This window comes from Microbacterium sp. 05N427 (genome assembly GCF_056397105.1).
Genome location: NZ_JBFTMT010000014.1, coordinates 1 through 15,629, shown reverse-complemented (window position 1 = coordinate 15,629; position 15,629 = coordinate 1). Strand labels below are relative to the sequence as shown.

Annotated in this window: 14 protein-coding genes; 3 read left to right on the top strand and 11 right to left on the bottom strand. The window is 72.2% G+C overall.

Annotated features, from left to right (window positions below; all coding sequences use genetic code 11):
* Positions 1–269: 269 nt before the first annotated feature.
* From AC1DG4_RS14495 to AC1DG4_RS14470, 6 genes are all read right to left on the bottom strand, one after another.
* Positions 270–1,046, bottom strand: a complete 777-nt coding sequence (locus tag AC1DG4_RS14495; RefSeq protein ID WP_477378683.1) for a LysR family substrate-binding domain-containing protein — start codon at positions 1,044–1,046, stop codon at positions 270–272.
* 80 nt (positions 1,047–1,126) lie between these two features.
* The gene (locus AC1DG4_RS14490) at positions 1,127–1,534 is read right to left on the bottom strand and encodes a transferase (protein ID WP_477378685.1); all 408 of its coding nucleotides are present in this window, start codon (positions 1,532–1,534) and stop codon (positions 1,127–1,129) included.
* 101 nt (positions 1,535–1,635) lie between these two features.
* Complete coding sequence (locus AC1DG4_RS14485; RefSeq protein WP_477378687.1) at positions 1,636–2,409, bottom strand: DNA-formamidopyrimidine glycosylase family protein; 774 nt, start codon at positions 2,407–2,409, stop codon at positions 1,636–1,638.
* Positions 2,402–3,214 carry an EI24 domain-containing protein gene (locus AC1DG4_RS14480; RefSeq protein WP_477421305.1) on the bottom strand — a complete coding sequence of 271 codons (813 nt, stop codon included), beginning with the start codon at positions 3,212–3,214 and terminating at the stop codon, positions 2,402–2,404. Before AC1DG4_RS14480 ends, AC1DG4_RS14485 begins: the two co-directional genes overlap by 8 nt.
* Before the next feature lie 47 nt (positions 3,215–3,261).
* A complete protein-coding gene (locus AC1DG4_RS14475; protein WP_477421304.1) occupies positions 3,262–8,178 on the bottom strand; it encodes an Lhr family ATP-dependent helicase in 4,917 nt (1,638 codons plus the stop codon).
* Between the two features lie 87 nt (positions 8,179–8,265).
* Positions 8,266–8,673, bottom strand: coding sequence for a hypothetical protein (locus AC1DG4_RS14470; protein WP_477378693.1), 408 nt, complete (start codon positions 8,671–8,673; stop codon positions 8,266–8,268).
* A 157-nt stretch (positions 8,674–8,830) separates the two neighbouring features.
* Here AC1DG4_RS14470 and AC1DG4_RS14465 point away from each other — a divergent pair, with 157 nt between their 5' ends.
* Positions 8,831–9,241, top strand: coding sequence for a DUF6157 family protein (locus tag AC1DG4_RS14465; RefSeq protein ID WP_477378694.1), 411 nt, complete (start codon positions 8,831–8,833; stop codon positions 9,239–9,241).
* A gap of 18 nt (positions 9,242–9,259) precedes the next feature.
* Here AC1DG4_RS14465 and AC1DG4_RS14460 read toward each other — a convergent pair whose 3' ends face one another.
* The 3 genes from AC1DG4_RS14460 to AC1DG4_RS14450 form a co-directional block, all read right to left on the bottom strand.
* Positions 9,260–9,442: a PspC domain-containing protein gene (locus AC1DG4_RS14460; protein WP_477378696.1), complete on the bottom strand. Its 183-nt coding sequence runs from the start codon at positions 9,440–9,442 to the stop codon at positions 9,260–9,262.
* Between the two features lie 84 nt (positions 9,443–9,526).
* Positions 9,527–10,168, bottom strand: coding sequence for an NADPH-dependent F420 reductase (locus AC1DG4_RS14455; protein WP_477421303.1), 642 nt, complete (start codon positions 10,166–10,168; stop codon positions 9,527–9,529).
* Between the two features lie 121 nt (positions 10,169–10,289).
* Positions 10,290–12,026, bottom strand: coding sequence for an ABC-F family ATP-binding cassette domain-containing protein (locus tag AC1DG4_RS14450; protein ID WP_477378700.1), 1,737 nt, complete (start codon positions 12,024–12,026; stop codon positions 10,290–10,292).
* Between the two features lie 410 nt (positions 12,027–12,436).
* Here AC1DG4_RS14450 and AC1DG4_RS14445 point away from each other — a divergent pair, with 410 nt between their 5' ends.
* Positions 12,437–12,775: a hypothetical protein gene (locus AC1DG4_RS14445; RefSeq protein WP_477378702.1), complete on the top strand. Its 339-nt coding sequence runs from the start codon at positions 12,437–12,439 to the stop codon at positions 12,773–12,775.
* Here AC1DG4_RS14445 and AC1DG4_RS14440 read toward each other — a convergent pair.
* Entirely contained in the window at positions 12,739–13,416 is a 678-nt protein-coding gene (locus AC1DG4_RS14440; protein ID WP_477378704.1) for an alpha/beta hydrolase, read from the bottom strand. The genes AC1DG4_RS14445 and AC1DG4_RS14440 overlap by 37 nt on opposite strands.
* A gap of 88 nt (positions 13,417–13,504) precedes the next feature.
* Between AC1DG4_RS14440 and AC1DG4_RS14435 the strand changes: the two genes are divergently transcribed.
* Positions 13,505–14,128 (top strand): NUDIX hydrolase family protein, encoded by a 624-nt coding sequence (locus AC1DG4_RS14435; RefSeq protein ID WP_477378706.1) that lies wholly within the window; start codon positions 13,505–13,507, stop codon positions 14,126–14,128.
* Positions 14,129–14,484: 356 nt separating this feature from the next.
* Here AC1DG4_RS14435 and AC1DG4_RS14430 read toward each other — a convergent pair whose 3' ends face one another.
* Positions 14,485–15,552, bottom strand: a complete 1,068-nt coding sequence (locus tag AC1DG4_RS14430; protein ID WP_477378708.1) for a threonine aldolase family protein — start codon at positions 15,550–15,552, stop codon at positions 14,485–14,487.
* Positions 15,553–15,629 lie beyond the last annotated feature (77 nt).

The window sequence follows — 15,629 nt, the reverse complement described above, 5'->3', positions numbered from 1 at the left end:
CGGGATCCCCCGCCCTTCGTGCGCGCAGGGGACGGCCCCAGTGGGCGGCTGGAGACGACTGCCCGCCGAATGCAGGACGGCCCGCCCAACTGCAGGACCGCGACGTGCATCCGGGCGTTCGCGGGCGTATCGCCCGCGTCGTTCCGGCTTGCGGCGTCCGGGTGGGCCGGGGCGCTCCTGCATTCGGGAGCGCGGCCCTGCATTCGGCGCCGCCGCGGTGTGCGGCCCGGCTCGCTCAACGGCCCCGGAGCAACCCGGTGCGCGGCGACTCAGCGGGAGGACGTGGCGCGGCGGCCTCGCACGACGCCGACGAACGCCTCGATGTCGGGCGTCGTGGCGGCGGCCGGCCAGGCCAGCAGCACCGGTGAGACCGGCGCATCGCGGAGGGGTCGGTACTCGACGTCCTTGCGGTGATACAGGCGCGCGAGCGACATCGGGGCGACGAGGATTCCGACACCCGAGGCGACGGTCGCGATCGCGTCCTCGACGGTCTCGAGCGGGGGGATCCGCGACGGCTCGGTCGGAAGATCGAGATCGCCCAGCACGTCCTCGCGCGTCGTGAGCAGCGTCTCGCCCTCCAGGTCTGCGGGGGAGAGTTCCTCGGCGGCGAGCAGATGGGACTCGGCTCCGACGATCACCACGGGCAGCTCCTCGTAGAGCGGGATCGCGTGCATGCCGTCCTTGTCGAACGGTGCGCGCACGAGCGCGAGGTCGACGGTGCCCTCGGTCAGCGCCGTGCGCTGCGCGGCGAAGGCGATCGGCACGAGTTCGAGCGTCACCTTCGGCATCCGCTCCTTCCAGGCGTCGATCCAGTGACCCGGAGTCGCGCCGGGGACCGCACCGAGGCGCAGGGTGCGCGGCTCATCGACCGGGGTCGGGGCGTCGAAGACGACCTTCTCCGCCTTCTTGCCGCGCGGTGCGGACTTGACGGCAGGTTTCCCGCCGCTCTTGCCCTTGCCGCCCGGACCGCCGACCGTGCTGCGGGCGCCGCCCTTCGCGGAACGCACCGCGGGCTTGCGTGCGCCGGATGCCCCTCGCCTGCTCATGTGTTCAGCGTACCGGCGGGTGCGTGTGAAACGGATGCGGAGGCGGCGCCGCCGCATTCGGCGACGCCGCCCGCCCGGCGTCAGGCTGCGAGCCAGAGCCCCTTGCGGTCGGTGTCCAGCGTCATGCCGGCGGCGATGATCTCGTCATCGCCGATGCGGGCGCCGCGCGCGATGTGCGCTCCGGCCCCGACTTCGGTGCGGACGCCGATGCTGGCACCGTCCCCGATCACGGCCCCCTGCCCGATATGGGCATGGGCTTCGATCCGGGCGTTCACGCCCACGACCGCGTCGGGTTCGACCCAGGCTCCGCGCGCGACGCGCGCTCCGGCCCCGACCTTCGCGCGCGGTTCGATGTAGGCGCCCGCTTCCACGACTGCCTGCGGGTGCACCTTGGCACCGTGCGCGATGAGGCCGCGACCGTTGGTGTGCTTGCGATAGCGCAGCGTGCCACCCTGGCCGTCCTCGATGTCGACATAGTTCTTGCCCACGAAAACCTCCCGTGCCCGGGACTTTCCCCGGATACATCTGCAACCGTGACGGTGGCGGATCTATTCCCGTGCACGCACTTCGCGCGTGTCGTGGACGCCGGTCAGCGCTGGCATCGGGGGCACCAGAACGTGCGGCGCTCCTCGGTCGGATCCGCGCCGAGCTCGCCGCTCTCGATGAGTGCGCCGCAGCGCCGGCACGTGCGGTGCGCCCGCCCGTAGACCCAGGTGGTGCGGCCGCGCTGAGCGACGCCGGTGAAGGTGCGGTCGAGGCGGTCCCGGTTGGCGCGGATCGTGCGCGCGCCGAGCTCCAGCAGGGCTGCGACGTCGACATCGCTCGCGGGCGTCGTGGGGCGCACTCCGCGGAGGAAGAGCAGCTCGGCGGCGTACTCGTTGCCGAACCCCGCGACGTTGCGCTGGTCGAGCAGCGCAACGTGGATCGGACGCCGATCCGCGCCGAGACGGCGCGCCGCCTCGGCGATGTCCCAGTCGGCAGCCAGCGGATCCGGTCCGAGATGCGCCAGGAGCGTGTCCTCCTGCGCCGTGGGCACGAGCGCCAGCATCGAGACGTCGAAGCCGACCGCCTCCGCCTCCGCGGTGCTCACGATCGCGCGGGCGGTGTAGCCCGGTGCCCGCCAGCGCTCGCCGGGGCGGTACAGGTGCCAGGCGCCGTCCATGCGCAGGTGCGAGCGGAGCGTGGAATCGCCGATCCTCATCAGGATGTGCTTGCCGCGCGGAACCACGGCGTGCACGACGGATCCGGTGAGGTCGGCGGTTGCGAGCTCTGGCACGCGCAGGTCGAAGCGGGTGACCACGCCGTCGCGCAGCGCGTCGTCGAGGCGGTGCGCCACGCGGTAGACGGTGTCGCCCTCAGGCATGCGCCGACGCCTCTCCGGTAGTGCCCGCGGGGCCGGCGTCGAGCACGGACGCGGGCGTTCCCGCGCCGTTCCCTGCGGCGCGATCGGTCAGGGCGCGGGCCAGCATCGTCGATCCGGCGACGGCCGCGGGCATCGTGATGACCGCGCCGAGCGGAACCATGAAGCAGAGTTGGGTGGCGACGCCGAAGCCGAGCACCCGCGCGCGCCCCGCACCGAGCAGCCGCAGCCGGACATCGTGGTCGAGCCCGCGGGCGTCGAAGGCCCGCCCGGTCAGTTCGCGGGCGAGCAGCCGGCCCGACAGCAGCACCCCGACCACCGTCGCGAGCACACCGCCCACGAGCGGGATGAAACCGAGGACCAGGGTGAGCAGGGCGACGAGAGCGCCGAGCAGGATCAGGCGCAGTCCCTCGCCGACGGTGCTCCAGAAGCCGGTCTCGCCTGTCGGATCCGCCCCTCCCAGCGATCGCTCCACCTCACGCCAGATGCGTTGGTAGAAAGGGTCGCCGATCGTCAGCGTGAGCGCGGTGAACACCAGTCCTGAAAGCACCGCGGCCGCGACGAAGAGCACGATGCCGAGCGCGATGCGCAGCGCCTCGCGCCACCCGGCGATCCATCCGTCGGCGAACGGGGTGATCCACGTCGTGATCGTGCCGAGCGAGAAGCCCAGCGGGATCAGCGCCGCGGCGAGCACGGCGAAGCTGATCGCGGCCGGGATGAGTCCGAGCGCGAGCAGGCGCGGGTGCGTGCGCCACAGGCCGAATCCGYGCACCAGGGTGCCGAATCCGGCAGCGAACTCACGGATCATGCCACCAGGGTATGCGTCCCGCCGGGCCGCCGCGGATCCGGCTCCACTCACAGGGTCTTCCGCAGCGTGTAGCCGCGCGGAGTGGCGACGAACCCCGCCTCCTGCAGCAGCCGTCCGAGCGCCGAACCGCCGGCCGTGCCGTACATCCCCTCGCCGTTCACCTTCTCGACCGTGAGGGTCTCCAGCCGCCGCGCCTTCGCCGTCGCCGCGAGATCGGCGGTCGCGGCGCGCAGCTCGTCCTCATCGTCCGTGAACGCGAGCACGGTCTTGCCGCCGCGCTCGAGGTAGAGCGCGAGGGCGCCGTCGATCAGCACGACCAGGGCTCCCGCCTTGCGGCCGGGCCGATGCGAGACGTCGTCGCGCCGCGGCCAGCCGAGCGCCGCCCCGTACGGGTTGGCAGGGTCGGTCGCGGCGAGCGTGCGCGCCGTTCGCGGAGGGGGATCGGCGAGCCCGGCGAAGGTGCGGAGCCGGTCGATCGTGGCGGACGCGGCGAACTGGGCGGCGCCGAGTCTCTCGATCACGTAGCCGCGCCGGCAGTGCCCCGCCTCCTCGAAACCGGCGAGCACCCGGTACGCCTGGGCGAAGCCTCCCGGCATGCCCTCGGACTGCACGGATCCGCGCGTGACGACGCCGTAGCGGTCCAGCAGGAGGCCCGCGGAGACGGTGGCGCGCCGGGCCGGATCCGTCTCGGCCTCCGGCAGCAGCGACCAGCGGCCGCCGACGTTCAGCGGCCGCGGCACCGAGGAGGGACGAGCAAGGGACATGCCGCGGAACGTGCGCGTCCGAGGGGTGCGGCGCGCGACCTTGTGCGCCTGGTTGCCACCGCTCAGGAGCGCGCGGATCGGGGCGAAGGTGTCATTCGTCACGTGGCCCGACCAAGCGAGGTTCCACAGCGCCTCCACCACGGACGCCTCGTTCTCGGCACCCGTGGTCTCGCGCAGCTGAGCGGCGAAGTACGCGCCGCCCGAGGCGAGCGCGGCGAGCAGCTGGGCGTCGAGGGATCCTGCGTCCGGAACCTCCTCGGCGAACGGCACCGTGAACGGCGCGAGGTCGGCGGGGTGCAGCGAGACCCAGCCGTCGCAGCCGGGGAGCGCTCCGTGACCGGCCCAGACGACCTCGCCCGAACTGGTCAGCTCGTCGAGCATGGCCGGGGCGTAGTCGCGCACGCGCTGCGGCAGCACCAGCGACTCCCACGCGCTCGCCGGAATCGGCACGCCGGCGAGCTGCTCGATCACCGTCGCGACGCCGTCGATCCCCTCGAGAGGCCGCGACAGGTGCTGCCACTCCGGGAGGAATCGCGCGAACGCGGCGGGCGGCACCGGCTCGACGCTGCCCCGGATGGCCGCGAGCGAGCGCATCCGCAGGCGCCTCAGCACCTCGGTGTCGCACCACTCCGTCTCGTCGGGCCCTGCCGAGGTCGCGGAGGCGCGCGTTGTCGTATCCGAGGTGACGGCGGGGTTCGGCAGGAAGTAGCCGCTCGTGACGCGCCCGTCGGCCTCGAGCCGCTGCAGCGTCTGCCGCACGATCGCCGGACCGAGCCCGAAGCGGGCGGCGACGGCGGATCCGAGGAACGGGCCGTGCGTGCGCGCATGCCGGGCGACGAGATCGCCGAGCGGATCCGCGACCGGCTCCAGGAAGGCCACGGGGATCCCGACGGGCAGGGGCACGCCGAGCGCGTCGCGCAGCCGTCCCGCATCCTCGATCGCGGCGACCCGGCGCACACCGCCGATCGTGACCTCGATCGCCCGGCGGGCGTCGACCAGGGCGGCGAGGTGGGCCGCCGCTTCGGAGTCGGTCGCGCCCTTCGTCTCGTCGCTGCGCTCCTCACTCAGGGACCGGTCTGACTCCGGTTCCTGAGCGAGCGGAGCGAGACGAAGGATGCCGCCCTCGCTCGACGCCTCCAGTCGCAGGGCGGCCTCGCGTGCGTCGAGGGGCCCGAGCAGGCGCAGCAGATCGGCGACGCCCTCGACCCCGCGCGCACGGCGGGACGGATCCAGCCGCTGCGCCTCGCGCTCGAACTGGGCGATGACCTCGGGATCCAGCAGCTCGCGCAGCTCGACCGTGCCGAGCAGCTCGCCGAGGAGCGCCGGATCCACCGACAACGCGGCTGCACGGCGCTCGGCGAGCGGGGAGTCGCCCTCGTACATGAACGCGCCGACGTAGCCGAACAGCAGGTCGCGGGCGAACGGAGAGGGCTGGGCGGTCTGCACCTCCACGAGCCTGATGCGCCGTTCCGCGATGCCGGTCGCGAGACGTCGCAGCGAGGGCAGGTCGTAGACGTCCTGCAGGACTTCGCGCAGCGTCTCCAGGATGATCGGGAACGTCGGATGCTTGCGGGCGACCTCGAGCAGCTGCGCCGAGCGCTGCCGCTGCTGCCACAGCGGGGTGCGCCGGTTGGGGTTCATCCGAGGCATGAGCAGGGCGCGCGCCGCGCACTCGCGGAAGCGCGAGGCGAACAGCGCGGATCCGCCCACCTCGTCGGTCACGATCCGCTCGAGCTCCTCGGGCTCGAAGACGAACAGCTCGGCGCCGGGCGGGTCCGCATCGGCGTCGGGTACGCGCACGATGATGCCGTCGTCGCTCGCGACCGCGGACCCCTCCACCCCGAGGCGCTCGCGGATGCGTGCGTTCACGGCCAGTGCCCACGGGGCGTGGGCCATCTGCCCATAGGGGGAGTGCAGGATCACGCGCCAGTCGCCGATCTCGTCGCGACTGCGCTCGACGGTCAGCGTCCGATCGGTGGGCAGCGTGCCCGTCGACTCCTTCTGCTCGTTCAGGTGCGCGAGCAGGTTCGCCTGCGCGCGGTCGTCGAGGCCGGCCGCGCTGAGGCGCTCCCTCGCCTTCTCCGGCGTCGCCCCGTGCACCTCGCGGTTGAAGACGCCGAGCGCCTCCCCGAGCTCGAACGGGCGGCCGAGGCCGTCGCCGTGCCAGAACGGCACCTTGCCCGGCTGCCCGTATGCGGGGATCACGTTGACCCGGTCGTGCGTGATCTCGGCGATCCGCCAGCTCGTCGTGCCGAGCGTGAACACGTCGCCGACCCGCGACTCGTAGACCATCTCCTCGTCGAGTTCGCCGACGCGCGCACCGGTCGTCTCACCGGCGACGAAGACGCCGAAGAGCCCGCGGTCGGGGATCGTGCCGCCGCTCGTGACCGCGATCCTCTGCGCGCCGGGGCGTCCGGTGAGAGTGCCGGCGTCGCGGTCCCAGACGAGGCGCGGGCGCAGCTCGGCGAACTCGTCGGAGGGGAAGCGCCCGGCGAGCAGGTCGAGCGTCGCCTCGTACGCCGAGCGGGGGAGCGCGGCGAAGGGCGCGCTCCGGCGCACGGTGTCGAACCACTGCTCGACATCGAGCGGCTCGAGCGCGCAGGCAGCCACCGTCTGCTGCGCGAGGATATCGAGCGGGTTCCGCGGCACGCTGATCGACTCGATCTGGCCCGCGAGCATGCGCTCGGTGACGATCGCGGTGTGCAGCACGTCGCCGCGATGCTTGGGGAACAGCGAGGCCCGGCTGATCTCGCCGACCTGGTGTCCTGCGCGACCGACGCGCTGCAGTCCGGACGCGGCCGAGGGGGGTGCCTCCACCTGGATCACGAGGTCGACCGCCCCCATGTCGATGCCGAGCTCGAGGCTGCTCGTCGCGACGACGCAGCGCAGCACGCCCGACTTCAGCTCCTCCTCGACGATCGCCCGCTGCTCCTTCGAGACCGAGCCGTGGTGCGCCTTCGCGAGCACCGGATCCGCCCCGGCCGTCGAACCCGCCTGCGCCATCATCGCGGCGGGCGGTCCCTGAGCCTGTCGAAGGGTCGCCGCCGGCAGGTCGAGCCCGATCCGTTCGCTGTAGATCTCGTTCAGCCGCCCCGTGAGCCGCTCGGCGAGACGGCGCGAATTGGCGAAGACGATCGTCGAGCGGTTCTGCAGGATCTTCTCGACGATCGCCTCTTCGACGTGGGGCCAGACGGATCCCGTCATCTCGGTGTTCTCACCGAACGCGTCGGCGCCGAAGTCCTCCGCGCGCTCTGCGCCGGCCGGCCGCGGGGTCTCGTCGGTGCCGGGCGGCGGGGGAGGGTTGAGCATGTCCTCGATCGGGACCACGACCTGCAGGTCGAAGGTCTTCGATGCGGGAGGCGCCACGATCTCGACGGGCTGTGCGCCACCGAGGAACCGCGCCACCTCGTCGATCGGGCGCACGGTCGCGCTGAGGCCGATCCGCTGCACGGGGGCCTCGGCCCCGGCTGCGCGGCGCAGCTGATCGAGACGCTCCAGACTGACCGCGAGATGAGCGCCGCGCTTGGTCGCGGCGACCGCGTGCACCTCGTCGATGATGACCGTGTGCACGTCGCGCAGAGTGTCGCCGGCGCGGCTCGTGAGCATGAGGTACAGCGATTCGGGTGTGGTGATGAGGATGTCCGGCGGATCCACGACGAGGCGGCGCCGGTCCGACGAGGTCGTGTCGCCCGAGCGCACGCCCACCGTCACCGTGGGCGCGGGGATCCCGAGCCGCCGGGCGGACTGCCCGATGCCGATGAGCGGCGAGCGCAGGTTGCGCTCCACGTCCACGCCGAGGGCCTTGAGCGGCGAGATGTAGAGGATCCGGGTGCGTCCGGGGCGATCGGGATCCTTCTTCGTGGCGCGCTTCTTCGCGGGCCGTGCGGGAGCCGGGGCCGTGTGCGCGGTCGAGCCGGCGGAGCCCGCGTCGGGTGCGGGTGCCTCCGCGGCCTTCTCTGGTGCGGCCGCCTCGGCGGTGCGCTCGCGGAACACCCGGTCGATCGCCGAGAGGAACGCCGACAGCGTCTTGCCCGATCCGGTCGGCGCGACGACGAGCGCGTGCTTCCCGCCGGAGATCGCGTCCCACGCGCCCGTCTGCGCGGGGGTGGGTGCGTCGAACGCCCCGCGGAACCAGTCCTGGGTCGCGGGGGTGAAACGGTCGAGCACGCGGTGCGCTGAGCCGGTCGGAGCGTCGCTCATCCGTCCATCTTCGCCGCTGCCGCCGACATTCGGACGCGGATCCGCCCTGGGCGCAACGGCCGGACACACGACGCGAAGGCGTTCCGTTCAGCGCTGGTTCTGTCCTCCGGCTCCGTGGCGAGCTCGGCGGGAGCGCTCTCGGATCCCGGGGGCGACGAAGATCAGCACGCCGAGCACTGTCGGCACCAGGGCGGCCATCGAGAGCAGGTATCCCTTCGGCTCCGCGTATCCACGGCTGACGAGGACCGCGTCTACGATCGCGAACCCGAATGACAGCCCGGCGACGGCGCTGCCGAGTGCGCGCAGAGTGACAGCCCTCGTGCCGGTTCCGCGCACACGAAGGGTCAGGAGATCGACGACGACGGCGAGCACCGCACAGGCGACGGCGATGAGGATCCAGACGGTGCTGACGATGCTCGCCTCGGTGTGCAGGTACCGCAGGGTCGCGCCCGAGGCGGCGGCCCACGCGAGGGCGGCGATGATCCATGCGGTCATGGACAAGGCCGAGGCCGGGCGTGCGCTGGGCCGCGGGCGGGCGGACGGGGCGGCGGGCTCCATACCTCGACGCTACCCCGGCGGTCGCTGTGGCCGCGTTCCGATCCTGTCGCGGATCTTCAAGCCCGGCGTCCCCGCACGGTGCGAGCATGGATGCATGGCCGAGCACACGACGAACTACACGAGCACGTTCATCGAGGTGGCCGAGGACTGCCCCACGGATCATGCGCAGGAACCGCCCGCGAGCGAGGTTCCGACGATCGGAGCACTGCACTACCGGATGATCGCGGAGCGCCCGTTCGAGCGGACCTCGGACGACGTCATCTTCTCCACCTGGGCGCTGCGGCGCGGCATCGATCCGGACGACGGCGCGGCGCGGGACGCCTTCTTCTCGAAGGGGCAGGCCTGCCTTCGCGCCTCGCCGCTCGGCAAGCGCTACGGCTGGGGCGTCCTCAGCGATGCCGAGGGGCGGGTCACGCTGGTGCCTCGCGAGTCCGAGGAGTACGCGCTCCTCGCGGCGGATCCGACCCTCGGTCACACCCGCGCGATGCGGGCGAAGCGGGCCTGAACCGCCGGTCGGGCGGGGTCACTTCTCCTTCGGGATGAGGATCCAGAGCACGATGTAGACCCACAACGGCAGCCCCGCGAACACCATCAGGACGATGGCGAGCAGGCGCATGACGAGGACGGGCCAGCCGAACCTGTGGGCGAGGGCGGCGCAGACGCCGGCGATGATGCGGCCCTTGCGGGGGCGGACGAGGGTGCTCATGCCCTCATCCTGCCCCCGCGCCCTGGACGGCCGCTGGATCCATCCGTCGGCCGTCCAGCGTCGGCACGCCGAGCCGACCGCGTGTCAGGGCAGGCGGTTCGCGGCGGCGAGGTTGGCGCGCAGCTCCTCGGCGTTCTGCCGTGTGACGTAGGCGGGGCGGTCGCGTTCGAGGCGCCACGACTCACTCAGCGGGCCGGCGCTCACGGTGTCGAACCCGAGCCGGTCGTAGACGTCGGTCACGAACGCGATCGCGTCGTCGTCGTCGCTCGCCGTGCCGAGAGCGCGCCGATCGGGCGAGCCGGCCGGAGATCCCGTCGTCAGGATCTCCGCGGCCCGGATCTGGTTGAACGCCTTCACGACCCTCGAGTGGGGAAGGTGATCCTGCAGGAGCTGCGACGTGGTGGTCTGGCCCTGGTCGAGGGCCTCGATGTGGCCATCCCGCTCGAAGTAGTAGTTGTTCGTGTCGAGCACGATCTTCCCGGCGAGCGGCGCCACGGGAATATCGGTCACCKCGGTCAACGGCACGGTGACCACGGCGACGTCCGCGGCCTCGGCGGCTCCGGTCGCGGTGGATGCCGTCACGCGCGGCCCGAGTCGCGTCACGAGCGCGTCGAGCGTCTCCGGACCGCGCGAGTTCGCGATCACGATGTCGTAGCCGAGGCTCGCGAAAGCCTCCGCGACAGCGCTGCCGATGTGTCCTGCTCCGATGATTCCGATTGTCGTCATGACGTGCGCAACAGTGGGATCACGCGACCGCATTCCCGATGTGTCGAGATGCCTTCGCGGCGCGCACCCGACCGGCCCCGGAGGGCATCGGCCGGGTGCGCCTCGCGCCGGGCCGTGCCCGTCAGGATCCCAGAGAGACTTCCGTGAGCGCGCCCTCGGCGTCGAGCTCGAGCGTCAGGTCGAGGTCCAGTCGGCGCAGGAACGCGTCGTCGTGGCTCACGATCAGCACGGCTCCGCGGTAGGCGCGGAGCGCCTGCACGACCTGGTCCACGGTGTCGAGGTCCAGATTGTTCGTCGGCTCGTCCAGCACCACGAGGTGCGGTGCGGGGTCGGCGAGCAGCAGCGTCGCCAGGGCGACCCGGAAGCGCTCGCCGCCGGACAGCGCGCCCACACGCCGGTCCATGGCCGCCCCGCGGATCAGGAACCGGGCGAGCCGGTTGCGCAGCTCCTTCTCCGGGATCTCCGGGGCGCGCGCCGCCACGTTCTCCACCACGGTGGCGGTCTCGTCGAGCCCATCGATCCGCTGCGGCAGGTACCCGATGCGGTCCGTGTGGCGGACCGTTCTCAGGACGGATTCTGCGGATCCGCGAGAATCCGCCGTTCCGGTCGCCGTTTCGGCAATCGATCCTGAATTCGGTACGGACACGGGATCAGCGGTCGAGACGGTGATCCAGCCTGAACTCGGCGCGCCGTCGACCGGAGCCGAGTCGGCACCCTCGACGAGCCGGCGCAGCAGCGTCGTCTTGCCGACCCCGTTGCGCCCGATCAGCGCGACGCGCTCCGGGCCCTGGATCGTCCAGGACCTCTCGGCGTCGCCGATGGTCGCGATGCGGCGGCTCCGGGAGACGCATGGATCCGGTAGTTCGATCTTCATCGTCGCGTCGTCGCGGATCCGATGACCTGCGTCGTCGAGCGCCGCCCGGGCGGCGCCCTCCTTCTCGGCGACCTCGGTGCGGAGCCGGCCGGCGGAGACCTGCGCCGCCATCTTGCGCCCGTTCGCGATGATCTTCGGCACGCGCTTCTCCTCGAACGCCTTCTTCGCCATCTGGGAGCGGGTCGCCAGCTTCAGCTCGGCCTCGATGCGCTGCCGCTTCTCCTTCTTGAAGGCCTGCTTGGCGTCCTTCTCGGCCTGCCGGGCGGACTCCTGTTCGGTGTCCAGCCACGCGCGCCATTGGGAGTACGGACCGCCGAAGACGCTGAGCTCGCGCCCGTACAGCTCGGCGGTGTCGTCCATGAGCTCCAGCAGCGTCACGTCGTGGCTGACCACGACGAGCGTGCCGCGCCAGGAGCGCACCATCTCGCCGAGCCGCGTTCGTGCGTCGCGGTCGAGGTTGTTGGTCGGCTCGTCGAGCAGCGTGACCGGCGCCCGACGCGCACGGATCCCCGCGATCGCGACGAGCACCGCCTCGCCGCCGGAGAGCTCGCCGACCGTGCGGTCGAGGAACGACGGGTCCAGGCCGGCTTCGGCCAGCGCCGCCTCGGCGCGCGCCTCGACGTCCCAGTCGTCGCCGACCTCGTCGAACCGTGCCGGGTCGACGTCGCCCGCCGCGATCGCGCGGACGGCGTCGAGGGCGCGGGCCACGCCGAGCAGCTCGGCCACCCGGGCGTGCGTGTCGAGTGTGAGGCGCTGAGGCAGGTAGGCCACGTCGCCGGTCGCGGTGATGTGGCCCGCCGTCGGGGTCAGGTCGCCGGCGATGAGGCGGAGCAGCGTCGATTTGCCGGATCCGTTGCGTCCGACAAGTCCCGTGCGGCCCGCGCCGAAGGCGCCGGAGACGGCGTCGAGCGCGGTGGACCCGTCGGGCCACGTGAAGGTGACGCGGTCGAGCACGACCGCGGAAGAGGGGGTGAGGATTGACATGGGCGACTCCCGGAAGTGTTCGGGTGCGCTGATGCCGATCGGTCCTGAGCCCGTCGAAGGGCGAGACGCCACGAAGAGGACGGATCTCGGGGACCGCAGATGCCTGTGCCGAAGCACGCGAGGGCAGGAAGGAGTGTCGGATCAGCGCGTGGATGGAACGCGGAGGCGACGACTCAGATCAAGGGACTTCCTTACACGGCGGACAGGACCCGGACGACGATACCGGGAGCTCTGCGTTCGTGCAACCCGGGCGTGTCGCGTCTGTTCGGCGCGTTCGGATGCAGCTGCGCGGATCCGGCCGGCCCGGTCGAGCGCGACTCCGCGGTGTCGGATCCGGATCCGTCCGGCGTCGGGCCCGGATCCGTCTCGCGGCGGATGGCCGCCCTCGCGACGGGATCTAGCCTGGAGGCATGGATGAGCAGCGGCCGGGATCCGGCGAGACGATGCGCCGGGTGGGGCTCGGAGCCGGCCTCGCGATCGGCATGGGTGTCGGCGTGGCGCTCGGCGTCGCGCTGAACAACATGGGCACCGGGATCGCTCTCGGGCTCGTGGTCGGAGCCGCGGTCATGGTCGCGTTCACCTTTGCGGGTGCGCGCATGCATCGGGACGAGCAACGGCGCAGGGCGGAAGCTGCGGGCCGGACGGACGCAGGACCGGTGGACGCTCGCGATTCCGACGCCCCAGGCCGCGACGCCCGGGAAGACCAGCCCGATCAGCCGTCGAGCGGCTCCTCCGACACCGGGGTCTGAAGGCTGTCCAGCCACCCGTCGAGGAATCGGCGGACGTCGGCCAGCTCCTCCTCCGACACGCTGTGCGTGAGGCCCGGATACACGCGCCCTGTCAGCTCCGAATGCTCCGGAAGCCACTGCGCGGTGTGCACGATGAGGGCGGGCGGGATGACGTCGTCCTTCGAACCGCGACCCCAGAACACCGGGGTGCGGCGCTCGCGCAGCGCGGCGTCGCCGGGGAGGTCTCCGGGGGCCGCGTAGCCGCTCAGGTTCACGACCGCGGCGATCCGCTCGGGATCCTGGCGGGCCGTCTGGAGCGCTACGGAGGCGCCCTGCGAGAAGCCGAGCAGCGCGATCGACGAGGCGTCGGCCGCCTCGTCGTCGAGCCAGCGCAGCACGGCCTCGGCGGCGGCGGTCACCGATGCGGGATCGCGCCGCTCCAGCTCGTCGATCGGGTACCAGGAACGCCCGGGCATCGGCCACGGAGCGGCGAGGGGAGCGGGCAGCGACGCCACGGCCACGCCGTCGGGCAGGAACGGCACGAGCGAGAACAGGTCCCCCTCATCGGATCCGTAGCCGTGCAGGAGGACGAGCAGCGGGAGCGCCTCGTCCTGTCGCGTCCAGCGCACCGCGGCGCGGTCGATCTCCACGGGTTCGGCCATGCCTCCATCCTGCCCCAGTCCGACGACGTCCCGCCCCCGATCCGGGCTCGTGCTCGGCGCGCATGGCAGACGCTGGTAGAAAGAGACCATGGCGGTACGCACACCCGATCCTGAGCCGTCCGACGACGACGGTCTCCCCGACGCGCTGTCCGGCCTGTCCGGCGGCCTCGACGGCCTCGGGGCGTCAGGCGGGGCGAATCCCGGGTGGCTGACAGACTTCGAGCTCGCCCAGGCGCGACGACGGCTGCCGATGCTCTACGTCGAGGCCGTGCCGGTGCGCACCGACGGATCCGGCGTGGTCACCGACATCGGGATCCTGCTGCGCGCGACGCCTCTGGGCGAGATGACGCGGACGATCGTCTCGGGACGCGTGCGCTACGGCGAGACCGTGCGCGACGCGCTGTTCCGGCACCTGGAGAACGACCTGGGCCCGATGGCCTTCCCGATGCTGCCGCCGTCGCCTGCGCCGTTCACGGTGGCCGAGTACTTCCCGATCCCCGGCGTGAGCGCCTATCACGACGACCGCCAGCACGCGGTGTCGCTCGCTTTCGTGGTTCCGGTGACCGGCACGTGCGAGCCGCGTCAGGACGCGCTCGAGGTGACCTGGTTCAGTCCGGAGGACGCCGCGAGCGACGCGCTCGCGGCCGAGATGGAGGGCGGCCGCGGCACCCTCATCCGCCAGGCGCTCGCGCACCTCGGCCTGCTGCGCTGACCCAGGCTGCGCTGTCCCCGGCTGCGCTGTCCCCGGCTGCGCTGACCTCGGCTGCGCTGCGGTCGTGGTGGTGCCATCGGCGCTACGACCGTGTCCCAGGTCTGGCTGGACCATGTCCCGAATTCGGCTCCGGATCCGGGACTCCCGCGCAAAAAGTGGGACACGGTCTGGAGCGCCACGACCGTGTCCCACTTCTGGCTGGCCCATGTCCCGAATTCGGCTCCGGATCCCGGGACTTCCGCGCCAGAAGTGGGACACGGTCCGGTAGCCCCCGACCTTGTCCCGAAAAGCGGAGAAGAGCGGCGGAAGCAGGCCGCGGTGGCGCTAGGCCACCCCGCCCGACCCCGCCCGATGACCTACCGGCTGGTCTCCTGGGCGACGAGTGCGACCAGCGCGTCGATGTCCGCCTCGGCCGTGTCGAAGCCGCACATCCAGCGCACCTCGTTGCGGGCGGCGTCCCAGTCGTAGAACCGGACCGTCTCGCGCAGGCGGTCGGCGATGCCGTCCGGCAGCGTCGCGAAGACGCCGTTCGACTGGGTCTGCTGGGTGAAGCCCACGCCCTGGATGGATCCGTCGGCGATGCCTGCTTCGAGCGAGGAGCGCAGGCGCTGGGCCATTGCGTTGGCGTGCCGTGCGTTGCGCAGGTACAGGTCGCCCTCCAGGAGCGCGATGAGCTGCGCCGACACGAAGCGCATCTTCGAGGCCAGCTGCATGTTGAACTTGCGGGAGTAGACGAGGCCGTCGGCGGCGCCGGGGGTGAGCACGACGATCGCCTCGCCGAGCATGGCGCCGTTCTTGGTGCCGCCGAAACTCAGCACGTCGACGCCGGCGTCGCGGGTGAACGCGCGCAGCGGCAGGTCCAGCGCGGCCGCGGCGTTCGCGAGGCGGGCGCCGTCGACGTGCAGCTTCATACCGCGGGAGTGCACGTGGTCGGCCAGCGTGCGGATCTCGTCCGCGGTGTAGAGCGTGCCGACCTCGGTGGACTGCGTGATCGAGACGACCAGCGGCTGGGCGCGGTGCTCGTCGCCCCAGCCCCAGGCCTCGCGGTCGACGAGCTCGGGCGTGAGCTTGCCGTCCTCTGTGGGGACGGAGAGGATCTTGAAGCCGCCGATGCGCTCGGGCGCCCCGCCCTCGTCGACGTTGATGTGCGCGGTCGTCGCCGCGATCACCGCGCCCCAGCGGGGGAGCATCGCCTGCAGCCCCGTCACGTTCGCGCCCGTGCCGTTGAAGACCGGGAAAGCCTCGACACCCTCACCGAAGTGCTGCCGGAAGACATCCTGCAGCCGCTCGGTGTACTGATCCTCGCCGTATGCGATCTGGTGGCCGTCATTGGCCTCCACGATCGCCGCGAGCACCTCGGGGTGGATGCCGGAGTAGTTGTCGGATGCGAAGCCGCGCAGGGCCTTGTCATGCAGAATGCTCACCGGACGAGTCTATTCTGCGGCGCCACGCCAGCCGCCCGCCCGGCCCGCGCCACGCCCGCCACCCGGCGGGCCCGCGC